The 15,289-nt window shown below is 60.1% G+C and carries 12 protein-coding genes; 7 read left to right on the top strand and 5 right to left on the bottom strand.

From position 1 onward, the window contains the following. Positions 1–7: 7 nt before the first annotated feature. Both LOY68_RS11130 and nac read right to left on the bottom strand, forming a co-directional pair. Positions 8–436 carry an acetyl-CoA carboxylase biotin carboxyl carrier protein gene (locus tag LOY68_RS11130; RefSeq protein WP_163909384.1) on the bottom strand — a complete coding sequence of 143 codons (429 nt, stop codon included), beginning with the start codon at positions 434–436 and terminating at the stop codon, positions 8–10. 114 nt (positions 437–550) lie between these two features. Beyond that, entirely contained in the window at positions 551–1,456 is a 906-nt protein-coding gene (gene nac, locus LOY68_RS11125) for a nitrogen assimilation transcriptional regulator NAC (protein WP_265044604.1), read from the bottom strand. A 389-nt stretch (positions 1,457–1,845) separates the two neighbouring features. On the opposite strand from nac, the gene LOY68_RS11120 reads away from it, so the two are divergent. From LOY68_RS11120 to LOY68_RS11110, 3 genes are all read left to right on the top strand, one after another. Next, positions 1,846–3,054 carry an aspartate transaminase gene (locus LOY68_RS11120; RefSeq protein WP_265044602.1) on the top strand — a complete coding sequence of 403 codons (1,209 nt, stop codon included), beginning with the start codon at positions 1,846–1,848 and terminating at the stop codon, positions 3,052–3,054. A 10-nt stretch (positions 3,055–3,064) separates the two neighbouring features. Beyond that, the gene (locus LOY68_RS11115) at positions 3,065–4,609 is read left to right on the top strand and encodes an MFS transporter (RefSeq protein WP_265044600.1); all 1,545 of its coding nucleotides are present in this window, start codon (positions 3,065–3,067) and stop codon (positions 4,607–4,609) included. 63 nt (positions 4,610–4,672) lie between these two features. Further along, positions 4,673–6,004 (top strand): OprD family porin, encoded by a 1,332-nt coding sequence (locus LOY68_RS11110; RefSeq protein WP_265044599.1) that lies wholly within the window; start codon positions 4,673–4,675, stop codon positions 6,002–6,004. 132 nt (positions 6,005–6,136) lie between these two features. Here the strand turns inward: LOY68_RS11110 and treS are convergent, their stop codons facing one another. Beyond that, on the bottom strand, positions 6,137–8,203 hold the full coding sequence (gene treS, locus LOY68_RS11105) for a maltose alpha-D-glucosyltransferase (protein ID WP_265044597.1): 2,067 nt from the start codon (positions 8,201–8,203) through the stop codon (positions 6,137–6,139). Positions 8,204–8,378: 175 nt separating this feature from the next. Further along, positions 8,379–9,311, bottom strand: a complete 933-nt coding sequence (locus LOY68_RS11100; protein WP_163909378.1) for a helix-turn-helix transcriptional regulator — start codon at positions 9,309–9,311, stop codon at positions 8,379–8,381. Between the two features lie 583 nt (positions 9,312–9,894). Here LOY68_RS11100 and LOY68_RS11095 point away from each other — a divergent pair. The 4 genes from LOY68_RS11095 to LOY68_RS11080 all read left to right on the top strand — a co-directional run bounded on the left by LOY68_RS11095 (position 9,895) and on the right by LOY68_RS11080 (position 13,825). Further along, complete coding sequence (locus LOY68_RS11095; RefSeq protein WP_054615416.1) at positions 9,895–11,244, top strand: MFS transporter; 1,350 nt, start codon at positions 9,895–9,897, stop codon at positions 11,242–11,244. Positions 11,245–11,344: 100 nt separating this feature from the next. After that, entirely contained in the window at positions 11,345–12,037 is a 693-nt protein-coding gene (locus LOY68_RS11090; RefSeq protein WP_265044595.1) for a fumarylacetoacetate hydrolase family protein, read from the top strand. Between the two features lie 41 nt (positions 12,038–12,078). Continuing rightward, entirely contained in the window at positions 12,079–12,837 is a 759-nt protein-coding gene (locus LOY68_RS11085) for an SDR family oxidoreductase (protein WP_265044593.1), read from the top strand. Between the two features lie 31 nt (positions 12,838–12,868). Continuing rightward, complete coding sequence (locus tag LOY68_RS11080) at positions 12,869–13,825, top strand: 2-hydroxyacid dehydrogenase (RefSeq protein ID WP_265044592.1); 957 nt, start codon at positions 12,869–12,871, stop codon at positions 13,823–13,825. 45 nt (positions 13,826–13,870) lie between these two features. Here LOY68_RS11080 and LOY68_RS11075 read toward each other — a convergent pair whose 3' ends face one another. Next, complete coding sequence (locus LOY68_RS11075; RefSeq protein ID WP_265044590.1) at positions 13,871–15,172, bottom strand: Nramp family divalent metal transporter; 1,302 nt, start codon at positions 15,170–15,172, stop codon at positions 13,871–13,873. Positions 15,173–15,289: the final 117 nt, after the last annotated feature.

Raw genomic sequence — 15,289 nt, 5'->3', positions numbered from 1 at the left:
CGTGGGATCAACCGAGTCGGAACAACGACTGACCGGCTTCGACTTCGACGCCACTCTGGGCAAGGATCGCGCTGATTCGGCCGGCGGTTTTGGCCTTGACCGGGTGGAACATTTTCATCGCTTCGAGGACCGCCAGGGTTTGTCCCGCTTCAACTTGATCGCCGACAACCACAAAGGGTGGCTCCCCGGCGGCCGGCGTCAGATGCAACACGCCGTAAAGGCTGGCCTTGATCTCCGTGGCCGTCACCGACGGGGTCGCCACCTTCGCTGATTGCTCGGTGGGTAACGGCAATGGATCGGCCTGCGCCTCGGTTGCCACGACTGTTCCGGCCTGCTTGAAAAGGCGAATCGTACTGTCGCCTTCGGTCAGACTCAGTTCGAGCAGATCGGATTCGGCGAGCAAATCGATCAACCCCTTGATGCGTTCTGAATCCATGCGTGGGCCCCTGCCTGTCGAGCTGTCTTGAGTGGATGGGGTCAATGTAGCGAGCCCGTCCGAAGACGACCAAGACGCTTTGGCTTTGGGGTAATAAGCCGTCCTTATGACTGCTCAGACCAGGCTGCCGCGCATCTCCGCCACCAGTTCCAGCAGGATCGCCTTGACCGCCTGGGCCGGCACGGACAGCGGCAGGTGACCGGACAGACACAGCGCCAGCGGCGCTTCGACTTCGGGCTCGACAATCCGGCACATGTGCATCGAGGTAGCCGCCACCATCACCCGCGCCGATGATTCGGGCAGGATCGTCGAGCCGAAGTGCTCGGCAACGGCGGCGGTCAGGGTGATCGACGATTCGATTTCCGCCACCACCCGCGCGCTCATGCCGATGCGCTGGAAGGCTTCATCCACCAACCGCCGCATGACGTTGTAAGGGCGCGGCAGGAGCATGTCCATGTCTGCGAGTTCGGCCAGGGGAATCTCGTCGAGCGCGCTGACCGCCGGATCAGCGCTCACCAGATAAAGGTGTTCGCGCAGCAGCGAAATGAAGCTCAGGCCATGCACTTCCCGCCCGCCGTAAAGCACCGCCATGTCCATCCGGCCGTTCATGATCAGCTCGCTCAAGGTGGTGCCGAAGTTTTCATTGAGGTACAGCAAAATCCCCGGATGGCGCTCGCGCACCCGGCGCAACAGCGGCAGGGAAAGTGTCGATGCGGCAGTGCCCGGCGCCAAACCCACCGACACCTGCCCAGACAACGCATGTCCCGTGGCATTGATGTCGCTCTGGGCCTGCTCACACTGACGCAGAATGATTTGCGCATGGCCGTAGAGCACCTTCCCCGCCTCGGTCGGAGTGACACCGCGTTTGGTCCGAATCAGCAATTGCTGCTGCAGTTCCGCTTCCAGCGTGGCCAGTTGCTGACTCAATGCCGGTTGCGCGACATGCAGCACATCGGCGGCCTGGGTCATGCTGCCGATATCGACGAGTTTCACGAAATACTTCAAACGGCGCAGGTTCACGGTGGCGATGCTCTTGCTCGAAAAAGGGAGACAACCCACAGGCTTTAGCAAGAGCCAGGCCAGCCGATCCCGGAACCCGTAGGAGCGAGGCTTGCCCGCGAAGAACGATGACGCGTGATACCTGAAAAACCGCGCTGCACTCTTCGCGGGCAAGCCTTGCTCCTACAGGTTTAGCGTCTCAACCATAAGGCTTTGCTATGGCTGGAATGTGGCGACGTCAGTCGACCCCCGTCTCGGGCATACAGGCTTGATCGCACCAACCTGGTGCAAGCACTGTTCAGTTCCAGCCATAAGCGATTCCTATCCGACCAGAACGATCTCGTCTTATGGCTGCCCGGTTAGCGGCTCGTACTGTAGGACCTCGTCAACGTCATAACGAGGAACGACACGTGACCGCCTCCCGCATCGCCGCCCGTGTGCAACGCATCAAGCCGTCTCCCAGCAGCGCCGCTTCCGACCGTGCGAACGAACTTCGCCGGCAGGGCAAATCCATCATCAATCTGGTGGTCGGTGAGCCGGACTTCGATACCCCGGTGCATATTCGGCAAGCGGCCAGCGCAGCCATCGAACGGGGCGAAACCCGCTACACGCAAAATGCCGGCACCCCGCAATTACGTCAGGCGATTGTCGACAAGCTGGCACGGGAAAACGGCCTGACTTACAGCGCGAATCAGATTCTGGTCACCAGTGGCGCGAAGAGTGCGATTTTCAATGCCTTCGCCGCCACCCTCGGCGCGGGCGATGAAGTACTGATTCCGGCGCCATATTGGGTGTCGTACCCGGACATGGTGCTGGCCTGCGAAGGTGAACCGGTGACCCTCGCCTGCCCGGAAGAAAACGCCTTCAAGCTGACTCCGGAGCAACTGCGCGACGCGATCACCGAACGCACTCGCTGGCTGCTGCTCAACTCGCCAAGCAACCCGACCGGCGCCAGCTACAGCGCCGCCGAACTGCGCGCCCTGGCCGATGTGCTGCTCGACCATCCGCACGTATTGCTGATGACCGACGACATCTACGAACACATTCGCTACGAAGGCCTGGAGAACCCGCACATCCTCGCTATCGAACCGGCACTGACCGAGCGCACGCTGGTGGTCAACGGCGTGTCCAAGACTTACGCCATGACCGGCTGGCGAATCGGCTATGCCGCCGGCCCGGCCGACCTGATCGGCGCCATGGCGACCCTGCAATCGCAATCAACCAGCAACGCTTGCTCGGTCAGCCAGGCGGCAGCGGTCGAGGCGCTCAACGGCGACCAGACTTTCGTCAAGCAAAGCGTGGCGGTGTATCAGCAACGCCGTGATCGTTGCCTGGACCTGCTCAACGCCATTGATGGCTTGAGTTGCCGCAAACCCAATGGCGCCTTCTATCTCTACGTGAACTGCTCGGGTTTGCTGGGCAAATCGACGGCTCAAGGCAAACGCCTGGACACCGATTACGACGTGGTGATGTACCTGCTGGAAAGTCAGGGAGTGGCCGTGGTGGCCGGGACCGCGTATGGACTCGCGCCGTTCTTCCGGATGTCGATCGCCACCGACATCAAGACCCTCGACGAAGGCTGCGCACGGATTGCCGCTGCCGTTGCGGCGTTGAGCTGAGGAGCCGGCGATGAGCGTGGCAACCCACCCGCCCCTGAGCTTTCGGCAAGCGTTGCTGGCGATGCTCGGCATCTCGCTGGTGCTGATGCTTTCGGCGCTCGACCAGACGGTAATCGGCAACGCCTTGCCGAGCATCGTCGCCGAGCTCAAGGGGTTTGAGCTTTACGCGTGGGTAGCCACGGGGTACATGCTGGCGTCCATCGTCACCATCCCGATTTTCGGCCGACTGGGCGATTACTACGGACGCAAACCCTTCCTCATCGCCGCTACCGTGATCTTCACCTTGGCATCGCTGGTCTGCGCCGTGGCCAGTGACATGCTGTGGCTGGTGATCGGTCGCGCCTTGCAGGGCGTTGGCGGCGGCATGCTGATCGGCACCGCGTTCGCCTGCATTCCGGAACTGTTTCCCGACACCCGCCAACGCCTGCGCTGGCAGATGTTGCTCAGTGCCTTGTTCAGTGTGGTCAACGCTATCGGGCCGGGGCTGGGCGGCTACCTGACCGGGGCCTACGGTTGGCGTTCGGTGTTCTATATCAATCTGCCGCTGGGTTGCCTGGCGCTGTTTTTTGCCTGGCGCTATCTGCCTTATTACCGCCCGCAGCAGCGCGCAAAAATCAGCCTCGACTGGCCCGGCGCGTTGCTGATCGCCCTGGCGTTGGGCAGCCTGCAATTGTTCGTCGAATGGTTGGGCCATTCCAGCCTGATCCTGAGCGCGGCACTGGGACTGAGCTGCATCGCGGCAACCCTCGCCCTATGGCACTGGGAACGACGCTGCCAACACGCGCTGCTGCCGGCGGCGTTACTCGGATTGCCAAGCATGCGCCTGTTGTTCCTGCTGTCGATGGCAGCCGGGGCGATCATGTTTTCGCTGTTGTTCTATCTGCCGCTGTTACTGCAAGGCAGCTACGGCTACTCGCCGCAGGATGCCGGCCTGTTGATTACGCCACTGGCGTTGAGCATCACCCTCGGCGCCATCGTCAACAGTCGCATCGTCACCCGCTTGCGCAATCCAAACCTGTTGCCGCTGGGTGGTTTTGTCGCGCTGCTGCTGGCTTGCCTCGGACTGGCCTTCGCCGGACGCGGTGCTTCGTTCAATGCGCTACTCGGCTTGATCTTGCTGGCGGGCCTTGGCCTGGGTTTCATCCTGCTGAACCTGACGGTCTTCACCCAGACCCTCGCCGAACGCCAGTTCCTCGGCATCGCCACCGCGCTGACCCAATCGCTGCGCCTGGTCGGTGGTTTGCTGGGGACGGCGGGAATGGGGGTGTTGGTCAACCTGCTGTACAGCGCCAACCTGCAACGACTGTTCATTGCCCAAGGGCACCTCGACGAATTGATTTTGTACGCCGATCCGCAGGTCCTGTTGCGCCCCGACACCGCCCTGCTCGAACACCCGCAATGGCTGAACCTGGCCCGTGATGCACTGGCCCAGTCAGTGGGCGTCGGCCTGCTGCTGTGTGCCGGCCTCGGCGTATTGGCGTTGTTCATCCTGTACCGCTTGCCGCCCGTGAAACTGAACGTTTCACCGGCCACCGTCGCTCCTGAAAAACAATAAAAACGTCTACTGCCGCTTTTGACTGCCTCTCACAACATTCGACAACTCATGGGGATGACTCCGATGGAGCTTTTCAATCGCGCACCTAAAGTAGTGGCCGGCATTTGCGGCCTGATTATCGCTCAACAGGGTTACGCCGCCGGCCTGGTGGAAGACAGCAAGCTCAGCGTGCTGGCGCGTAACTTTTTCAGCAATGCCGATAACCGCAGCGGCGCGGCCGACCCCAATTACACACAGGAATGGGGCCAGGGTTTCATCGCCAACTTTCAGTCGGGCTTTACTCAGGGCACCGTCGGTTTCGGTGTGGATGCGATTGGCATGTTCGGGGTGCGGCTGGACTCTGGCAAAGGTCGGCACTACAACCCGCAAAGTACGGCCTTCAACGGCAACGTCTTCCCGACTGACAGCGACGGCCGTGCCGTGGATGAGTTCGGCAGCCTGGGCCTGACGGCCAAGGCGAAGTTCTCCAACACCGAACTGAAATACGGCACGCTGGTGCCGATGCTGCCGGTGGTGATGTCCACCGACCGCATGCTGCAACAAACCTTCAATGGCGGGCAGATTCAGTCCAAGGACCTGGAAAACTTCACCTTCACCCTAGGCCAGCTGGAGCACGTCAAAGGTCGCGGTTCGAGCAACCAGATGGGCATGTCGATTCCCGGTGCAAACAACGCGCAGACGGGTGAGTTCGTCAACAAGTTCTATTACGGCGGCGTGGACTACAAAGCAACCAAAGACCTGACGTTGCAGTACTACTACGGCAACCTGCAGGACTTTTACAAACAGAACTTCCTGGGTCTGAAATACGATTGGCAAGTTGGCCCCGGCACCCTGCGTACCGATCTGCGTCACTTCGACAACCGTTCCGATGGCGCCAACGGGCATGATCCGGACTTCTACACCTTCGGCTACTACGGCAATGGCGTTACCAAGGGCAAAGTCGACAGTCGCCTGGACAGCGCACAATTCACCTACCTGGTGAACGGCCACACTTTTGCCGCCGGCCTGCAGCAAGTCAGCGGCGACAGTGACGCGGTCTGGCTGAACCAGGGTGACGGTTCCACCGCTTACTTCATGACGGAATCGATGATTGGCAAGTTCCAGCGCGCCGGGGAAACCACTTGGCAGGTTCGCTATGGCTATGATTTCGCCAGGGTCGGGGTTCCGGGCCTGAGCTTCCTGGGCATGTACGAAAGCGGCTCGAACATTCGCACCCCGACAGGCGACAAGAGCGAGTGGGAACGTAACCTGACGGTGAGCTATGTCATTCAGCAAGGACCGCTGAAGGACCTGAGCATCGCCCTGCGTCATGCCTCGTTGCGTACAGAAGTGTCCACACAACGGGACAGCGATGAGCATCGGGTGATCATCAGCTATCCGCTCAACATCCTGTAAACGCGCGGCGCACTGGATGATGCGCATCGTCGTCCAGTGTGTTGTCCGATTCCATGAACGCCGTCGCAACGGGATAATCCCCGTTGCTTCAACCCCCCTCTTCACAACCACCTCAACCTTGGTTGCGCAGCACTAAAGCATCGGCGAAGTGCTCACCACCCGCAGCGCCAGACCTTCGAACGCATCCAGCGTGATGGTGAACTCGCCCTCAGGCGTGAGATCACCTTCGACCCGTTCATTGATGATGTCGACCACCGGCCCCGGCGCGATATTGGGCAGGTGCAGGGTCTCAGTGATCGGCGTCGAGCCGAAGTTCAGCGCGGTGATTTGCGTGCCTTTGCCGGCCGGCAATTCGTGGACCATGATCAGCAGCCCTGGATGTTCGACGTCCGGGATCAGGATCTGGCGACTGGCGGCGATGTCGTAGGCGCGACGTGCGGCGAGGATTTTGCGCAGTTGCGAGACGAACGAATCCGGGTCTTTCAACTGGCTCGGCAAGCTGCCGTATAGCGTCTTCGGTCGCGGCATTTGCCCGGCCGACAACGGCGCATCCGGGTTGAGGTCCACCAGGTCATAGGCACCGCGATGAATCCAACGGGTGTCACCGTCGCCCATCAGATGTTCAACCTGTTCCGCCGGCAACGGCAGCGCACCGACCAAATCCCAACCCGACAGCGCGAACACGCCCGGCTGCATGGCGTTGTACATCACCAACAGTAAATGCACCTGGCGAATCTGCTGGATATCGGCGGTGGTAATCGCATCAAGGTCACGAATCCCCAGCGCGGCAGTGATGATGCTCGCGGTGGTGCAGGACACGCCGTTGGTGACGAATTTCAGGTTGTACGGCGCGTGCTCGCCGGCGAGGCGTTCGTACATCTGCTCGCGGATGTGCTCACGCAGGATGCTGCCGGGAAAGGTCTGGCCTTGGAAGAGGTAGGTGTCGTGGGCGTGCAACGTCCAGAAGTGCACCAGTTCCAGGGTCAGTTCGTCGTGATTCTGCAACGCATGGATCAGCGAGCCCGGATCGATGCCCTGGGTGTGCATCTGTCGCAGCATCAGGCGCAGGAATTCGGTATCGCCCATCAACAGCGCATGCTGGTAAGCCGGACGCGTGATGAAGTCGTACGAGAGATCGGCACCGCCATGCGACATCGCAGCGATGTCGTCGACGGTCAGGTTGAGTTCCTGGAAACTGAAACCACCGGCCTTGCGGATCGCCCCGGCGAGCAACTGATTGCCGGTGATCGACAACGGATGGCTTTCAGACCAGGCAGTGCCGTCGAGCTTGCGCTCCACGCCGAGGAAACCGTTGGCGTCCAGGCGCAGAATCTTCGCGCCCATGACATCGATGGCATGCAACGCATCGCCGATGATCATTTGCTGCGCGGCGAAGGTCGGGTCCAGCCAGTTCAGCGAGGGCTGCCCTTCCTTGAAGTAATGCAGGTAGACCCAGCGCCGTGGCTTGCCGTCGACGCCGATCACGACATCGGTGGCGCTCCAGTCGGTTTCCTTGACCCCCGGCTCGAAGAAGATCACACGCTGCAATTGCCCGACGATGTAATGCTTGTCCCTCAGCACATCGACCTGCGCCGGGCTGAGGTTCTGGGCATCGCGGCCTTCGGCGATGTCCGGCAGCAGCGACCAGTCTTCTTCACGGATCTCGACCATGTGGTACAGGCCCGGATAATCCTCATACGCCATCTCGGCCAGGCGGAAATCCGCGCCTTTGCCGGTGTGCGAAGGGATCACGTCATCGATGATCACCGCGTTATGCGCAGCGGCCATGCGGGTCAGCGCCTGAAGCTGGGCCTCGGTGCCCAGTTGCGGGTCGATCTCGAAACTGATGCGGTCGAAATTGCCATCAATCGTCGGCGTGTGTTCAGTCCCCGTCAGGCCACCGGACATCTTCAGCGGCCCGTTGTGGATGCCCTGGATACCGATTCTCGACAGTGCATGCCACAGGGTTTCATCCCCCAACGCCTCCAGCACCGTGCCATTTTCACGGGTCACGATGGAGGCCGGGTACGCGGTGAACCACACCGACGCCAGGGCCGAAGCATCCCGGGGCCGCGTATGCGCATACGGTTGTTGCCACAGCCGGCCTTGCCCGGAATACAACTTGGCCCGTTGTTTTGCCGCATGCAGCATGGATTGCTCGACCAGCCAGGTCACTTGGTTCTTTTCAGCAGCCGTCATAAAACAATTACCTATTGTCGGAGTAAAACCGCAATTGGCCAGTGCCTACGTACAGCAAAGGCTTCGCTCGTCTTTATATGAGGGCCTGGCGTGGCATTCGTTGCGTCGGAGTGGCAGGAAGCTGGAGATAGGCGGCTGGTTCGTAGCCCCGCATCACGCGCGCTGCCTCTGAAGGTCACGTATTGGACGGCGATTGCGGCGTATCCGGATTGAGCTGCTGGCGTCTGAATTGCCCTGGAGGCTGGCCGTGGATCTGCCGAAAGCGTCGCGAGAAATACGCCTCGTCGGCGAAACCGCACAACCTCGCCACCTCCCCCACCGGCCGGGTTCCATTGAGCAAATAATTGCGCGCAGCGTGCATCCGGCGTTCGAGCACCAGCTCGGTGAAGGTCTTGCCGATTTCCTTGCGCAGCCAGTGCGTCAGGTACGTCGGTGACAGGTAGGTCGCCGCAGCCACCTTGATCAGGTTGAGGTCAGGGTCGGCGATGTTCTTGCGCAAGTATTCCGACATCCTGCTCAACGCATCGCGTCGGCTGACCTCGGCGGCATTCTCTTCGGCCAGGCGTTTCAGCGGCTCGGCATACAGGGCGCAGACGCTTCCCACCAATTGCAGCAGCAGGCCCTTGAGCATCTCGCGAGTGCCGAACTGGCGGTTTTCGTCCAGCACGCGCATCTGTTCGATCAGGCCACAGACTTTGTTGAAATCCTCATCGCCGAGGATGAAGTCCAGATGTTCCTGGAAGCGGAACGGCGACAACTCCGGGGCCAGCAGAATCGAGACTTCCTCAAGATCCATCGGGTCGCACTGCAAGTGCGGCAGCAGAAAGGTCTGGGAAAAATTGATCACCATGAAATTGCTGTCGGCCGGGTGCGGAATCACGTGCACGCGATGCGGCAGGATAAACGCCAGCGTGTTGCGCGGAAACGGACGTTCGACGTTGCCAATGTGCTGCACGGTGTCGCCACCGAGGTTGACCTGAATCTGGAAATACTCGTGGCGATGCGGACTGGTTTCGGCGCGCCGGCCCTTTTTATCGCGGATGTAGAAATCCGTCAGTTCGCTGCGCTGCTGCATGACATAGGTGGGGACTCGACTCGGTGACGACATTTCCTGAGGATCCTCGACAGGTGCATGGGCAGGTTGTCGTCGCGCCGAGATGCTGGCGGCGACGTGGGTGATTGTGACGGTGCACATCGGCAGATTTCAACCTGTCATAGGATGACCATGGCTTTCAACGAATTAATTGAGCCCGTGTGCTCTCTATCGCCTGTCCAAAAAGCAAAGTGCGATCACAATTATTTTATCTATATATAACAGCTAGTTATCGACAATTTAAGCAACAAACCTGGAAATGAGCGGACCGCCGTTTTCTTGGACACCCTCAATAATCCCTATTTTCAGAGGAAAAAACGTTCTAACACCTCCGTTGATTTTGAAATGTTGTACGACCACTGTGGCAGCCAATGCAGCCCGATCTTCCAAAAACAATCAAAAGGTGCGCACTCATGAACCGACTTTTTTTCCCCGCGACTCCTCCCCCGACCAGCCCTGTCCGAAGGCGTACCTGAGCGCCTGACAGCAGCTGTCCGCGCCTCCCATTCAAGCAACGATTGCCCTGCCCCGGTACTGGGGGCTTCGGTTTCGGCTGCGCGCGAACATCTCGATTTTCTAACAATAAAAAGGTCCATCCATGTCGAACTCGCAAACCTCCCCGTCCACCGCGTCGTCGGTGAGTATCGGCGCCCGGGACGCCGTACAGACTCAGCGCCTGCCAACCCGTCGGCGCTGGTTCATGCTGTCGTTGCTGCTGATTGCGACCATCATCAACTACATCGACCGCGTGAACATCTCGATTGCCGCACCGTTCATGGCCAAGGACCTGGGCCTGGACAAGATTGAAATGGGCCTGATTTTTTCCGCGTTTGCCTGGACCTACGCCCTCGCTTTGGTACCCGCCGGGTTCATTGCCGATCGCTTTGGGTCGCGGTTCACTTACGGGGTGTCGCTGATCAGTTGGTCGACGGTCACCGTGTGCCAGGGCTTTGCCACGGGATTTGCCTCGCTGTTCGGGCTGCGCCTGGCCGTCGGCGCCATGGAAGCGCCGGCCTTCCCGGCCAATAGCCGTGCGGTGACGGTGTGGTTCCCGGCTCGCGAACGCGGTCTGGCCAGCAGCATTTACGTGTGCGGCCAATATCTGGGCACGGCGTTGTTTACCGGCGTGCTGTTATGGCTGGCGACGACCTATGACTGGCGTCATGTGTTCTACAGCACCGGGATACTCGGCATCGTATTCGGAGTGATCTGGCTGTGCGTGTACCGCGATCCGCTGAGCTGCAAAAAGGTCAGCAAGGAAGAGTTGAAGTACATCGAATCCGGCGGTGGCCTGGTCAAGAGCAGTCAGGAACGCACCCGGTTCAACTGGCGGCAAATCGCCGAGCTGTTCAGCTATCGGCAGATCTGGGCGATTTGCATCGGCAAGTTCGCCAGCACCTCGGCACTGTACTTCTTTCTCACCTGGTTCCCGACCTACCTGATCGAAGAACGCAAGCTGACCATGATCAAAGCCGGGATCTTCGCGGTGCTACCGTTCGTGGGTGCCACGGTGGGCATTTTGCTGGCGGGTATCGTCTCCGACCTGCTGATACGCCGGGGCTATTCCATGTCCTTTGCGCGCAAGTTGCCACTGGTGGTCGGCTCAATGCTGGGCATGTCGATTGTGCTGGTGAATTTCACCGATTCGAACGTGATCTGCATTGCCGTGTTGACCATCGCTTTCTTCGCCCAGGGCATCGCCTCATCGTCGTGGGCCGCAGTGTCGGAAGTCGCGCCCAAAGAGTTGATCGGCCTCACCGGCGGGGTCACCAGCCTGGCGGCCAATATCGGCGGGATTGTTACTCCGATCGTGATTGGCGGCATCGTCCACGCAACGGGCTCCTTTGCCTACGCATTCTGGTTCATTGGCGGCGTAGCGCTGATCGGAACCTTGTCCTATTCGCTGCTGCTTGGCCGCTTGTATCGCATCGAACTCAAGGTGCGCTAAGCCGGAAAAAAGCGTTTTTCTCCAACACGAGGCGGCATTCGTCCAACTTTGCAAAAGAATGCCGCCGTACGCTGACGTGACTAACCGGACGACTACAAAAATGACCATGACCGAATACGTGTTTACCCCGGATCTGCCCGTAACCCTGCCAGTTGCCGGCAGCCCGCAGCGCTTTCCCGTTGGCCGGGTATTTTGCGTCGGCCGCAACTACCCTTGGCCAGACACCCAGGGCCAGTCTCGCCAGCCACCGGTGTTCTTCATGAAACCGGCGAGCACAGTGGTGGATGCTTCCGGTGAAGTGACTTTCCCGCCGCTGACCGAAGAGTTTGCCCACGAAATCGAGTTGGTCGTGGCCATCGGCGAAGGCGGCGCCAACATTCCGGAGAGCCAGGCGCTGGCGTATGTCTGGGGCTACGCTGCCGGGCTGGACCTGACCCGGCGCGATGTGCAGCGCGCCGCCAAGAGCAACGGTATGCCGTGGGAAGGTGCCAAGGTGTTCGACGGCGCCGCGCCGATGACGGCCATCGTGCCGATCACTCGTGCCGGGCACCCTGACGGCGATTTGTGGCTGAGCGTCAACGGCGAAGAGCGCCAGCGCGACAGCCTCGACAGCCAGATCTGGTCAGTGAGTGAAATCATTAGCCGTATCTCGCAGTCGGTAGCCCTGCGGGCCGGCGACCTGATCATGACCGGCAGCCCGTCAGGCGTCGATGTGCTGCAACCAGGTGACATCATCAACGCCGGGATCGACGGCATCGGCCAACTGGAAATGCGTGTCGGCCAGCGGCCTTGAGCCCGGTACATGCCCTCATAAATCGAAAAGGAGATAACAACATGAACAGTCCTTTGAAAGTCGCCCTGGTCACCGGCGCCGGCAGTGGCATCGGCCGCGCCGTGGCCCTGGCCCTGATGGCCGACGGTTTCACCCTGGTCTTGGCCGGACGCCGACCAGAGCCGTTGCAGGCGGTGGTCGAACTGGCGCACAGCGAGGGGCACCAAGCGTTGGCGGTGCCCACGGATGTGCGCGACCCGGCCAGTGTCGATGCGCTGTTTGCAACCATCAGCGAGGTTTACGGACGCCTCGATGTGGTGTTCAACAACGCCGGGATCAACGCCCCTGCGGTGCCGCTGGATGAGCTGAGCTTCGAGCAGTGGCGCAACGTGATCGACACCAACCTCAACGGTGTTTTCCTCTGCGCCCGTGGTGCCTTCGGAATGATGCGCCGACAACAGCCACAAGGCGGACGCATCATCAATAACGGCTCGATCTCGGCGCATACCCCTCGCCCGTTCAGCAGCGCCTACACCGCCAGCAAACACGCGGTGTTGGGACTGACCAAATCCTTGGCCCTGGACGGCCGCGAATTCAACATCGCCTGCAGCCAGATCGACATCGGCAACGCCCTGACCGATCTGTCGGTGCGCATGACCAAAGGCGTGCGCCAGGCCAACGGCACCATCGCTGTCGAGCCGATGGTCGACGTCAAGCACGTGGCCGATGCCGTGCGCTACATGGCCGGCCTGCCGCTGGAAGCGAACGTCCTGAACATGACCGTCATGGCCAGTGCCATGCCGTTTGCCGGTCGCGGTTAAACCGGCTTTTTTATTCTGTCACGAGGTCCACATGAAGCCAGAAGTCTTGCAGCTCAGCCCGATCCTGATCCCTGAAATCAACGCGCGGCTCGATCAGCTGTTCACCGTCAGACGTTACTTCCAGCAGGCCGACAAGCAGGCTTATATCCAGGAGCACGGCGCAAACATTCGCGGGGTAATCACTGGCGGGCACACGGGGATCAGCCAGGCACTCATGGCGCAGCTGCCCAAACTGGAAGTGATCGCGGTCAACGGTGTCGGCACCGATGCGGTGGACCTGGCGTATGCCAGGGATCGCAGGATCCGCGTGACCGCCACCATCGGCGCACTGACCGAGGATGTCGCTGACCTGGCCATCGGCTTGTTGATCGCCGTGTGCCGTGGACTGTGCACGAGTGATCGCTATGTGCGTTCGGGCGAATGGCCCCAGAGTCCAACGCCGTTGGCTCCGCTGCCGCTGGCACGTCAGGTGTCCGGCATGCGCATCGGCATCGTCGGCATGGGCCGGGTCGGTCGTGCAGTGGCGACCCGGGCTGCCGCGTTTGGCTGCCCGATCAGTTACACCGATCTGCAACCGATGAGCGATGTGAGCCACACCTTTGTCGCCGATCTGAAGCAACTCGCCAGCCAAAGCGATGCGCTGATTCTCGCGGCCGCCGCCGATCAAGCTGAGGCGATCATCAATGCCGATGTGTTGCAGGCGCTGGGCAAGGACGGATACCTGATCAACGTCGCGCGGGGCAAACTGGTCAACGAGGCCGATCTGGTGGCGGCGCTCGCCGCTCATGAAATCGCGGGTGCGGCGCTGGATGTGTTTGTCGATGAGCCGAATGTACCCGAGGCGCTGTTCGCCAACGAAAACGTGGTGCTGCAACCGCATCGCGCCAGTGCGACGTTGCAGACCCGCACACGCATGGGAGAAATGGTGGTGGCGAGCCTGGTGGACAGTTTCGCCGGTAGAATACCGCAGGGTTCGGTGACTGACTGAGCCATCGCTGCCGAGGGGACATTGCATCCCCTCGGCGACTCGATGTCAGGTAAACAGATCGACACCCAACTGGAAGGCGACCCACAGCGCCAGGCCAGTGGCAAACAGCAGTGCCACGTTCTCAAACAGGTTGTTGCGATATTTCTTGTCCAGCAACGATTTCTGGTTGGACATGATCAGCAGGCCCAGGGAAATGACCGGCAGGCCAATGATGTTCAGCGCGCTGACACCAATGGTCAGGGTCACGAAATCCGGCATGCCTGGCAACGACCAGATCAACGGAGTCACAAGGATGAACAGCATGAACCATTTGTGCATCGGATCATGGTGAAACTCTTTGCCGTACTTCTCGCGACGCTCAGGAAGAACGTGCTGGAAGGCATCGGTAATCAGCATCGGGAACGCGGTGGTCTTGCCTGAAATACTGGCAAACAGCGTGGCGAATACGCCGATGAAGAATACGTACCAACCGATCGGGCCGAAGAAAATTTCCAGCGCCTTGCCCAGGTCGGCCAGGGTCTTCACCTCGATGCCGTTGGGCCGCAGGATTTCCGCGCCGACGATCCAGATGGCCAGGTTGATGACGATCCCGACGAACACGGCGAACAGCAAATCGTTGCGTTGCACGCGCTTGTGTTGCGGCCCTGTCCAGCCCTTTTGGCGCATGACGTAAGGATGGACGAAGTTGGCAATCGAACCGGCCACCGCGCCGATCACCGAGACCGCCACCAGCAACGCGCCATGCACGCCTTCATCCGGCGGAATACTGAAACCGATGGTGCCTTTGACGATGCCGACGACATCGGGGCCGGACATCACGGCCAGGGCAATGAACGCCAAGGTCATGATCGCCAGCAACACCTTCATCACGCCTTCGATCATCGAATAAATATTACGCCCCACCAGCATCCACACCGCGAGCACCACCGCCAGTGAACACAACAGTGGCTGGTCGATTTTCAACAGCATCGCCAGCGACTCACCTGCCCCTTTGATCATGTAGGCGTTCATCAAGTGCCCCATCAGCAGGGCGTAGACCAACATGAACCAGGCGAAAAACGGATTCAGCTGCGCATAGCCTTGCAGGATGGTCATGCCCTGGTTATTGCACAGCTGGAAGCGAGCGATGATGTTGACGATCAGGTATCTCAAGAGCAGAGAGACCGCCAGCACCCACATCATTGCGTAACCGTAATTGGCACCGGCCACGGATGAGGTGATCAGGTCACCTGCGCCCAGCCAGGACAGCACCGCGATAATGCCGGGGCCCAGCAGTTTGAGTACTCGTGAGAATCGGTTTTGTGCGGGTGCCGCAGCTTTGCCTTCGACCGAAGGAATGCTCGTCATAGAGGGTATCTCCGTTTATTTTTTTTGTGAGACCGAGCGCAGTCGAACACAGTAGATAAGACGTCGTACAACTATTATTGAGCCAGAGTATGTTGAAATGTTTCCGCTGTGTGGCCT

It is taken from the genome of Pseudomonas sp. B21-053 (assembly GCF_026016365.1).
Taxonomy (GTDB): Bacteria; Pseudomonadota; Gammaproteobacteria; order Pseudomonadales; family Pseudomonadaceae; genus Aquipseudomonas; species Aquipseudomonas nunensis.
The sequence above is the reverse complement of the archived record's forward strand: the minus strand, read 5'-3'. Positions and strand labels throughout refer to the sequence as shown.

Excerpts from the sequence above, each read along its gene's own strand:
- LOY68_RS11110 (WP_265044599.1), top strand. The coding sequence starts at position 4,673 with ATGGAGCTTTTCAATCGCGCACCTAAAGTAGTGGCCGGCATTTGCGGC.
- LOY68_RS11075 (WP_265044590.1), bottom strand. The coding sequence starts at position 15,172 with ATGACGAGCATTCCTTCGGTCGAAGGCAAAGCTGCGGCACCCGCACAA.
- LOY68_RS11085 (WP_265044593.1), top strand. The coding sequence starts at position 12,079 with ATGAACAGTCCTTTGAAAGTCGCCCTGGTCACCGGCGCCGGCAGTGGC.
- LOY68_RS11115 (WP_265044600.1), top strand. The coding sequence starts at position 3,065 with ATGAGCGTGGCAACCCACCCGCCCCTGAGCTTTCGGCAAGCGTTGCTG.
- treS (WP_265044597.1), bottom strand. The coding sequence starts at position 8,203 with ATGACGGCTGCTGAAAAGAACCAAGTGACCTGGCTGGTCGAGCAATCC.
- LOY68_RS11080 (WP_265044592.1), top strand. The coding sequence starts at position 12,869 with ATGAAGCCAGAAGTCTTGCAGCTCAGCCCGATCCTGATCCCTGAAATC.
- LOY68_RS11130 (WP_163909384.1), bottom strand. The coding sequence starts at position 436 with ATGGATTCAGAACGCATCAAGGGGTTGATCGATTTGCTCGCCGAATCC.
- LOY68_RS11090 (WP_265044595.1), top strand. The coding sequence starts at position 11,345 with ATGACCATGACCGAATACGTGTTTACCCCGGATCTGCCCGTAACCCTG.
- LOY68_RS11095 (WP_054615416.1), top strand. The coding sequence starts at position 9,895 with ATGTCGAACTCGCAAACCTCCCCGTCCACCGCGTCGTCGGTGAGTATC.
- LOY68_RS11100 (WP_163909378.1), bottom strand. The coding sequence starts at position 9,311 with ATGTCGTCACCGAGTCGAGTCCCCACCTATGTCATGCAGCAGCGCAGC.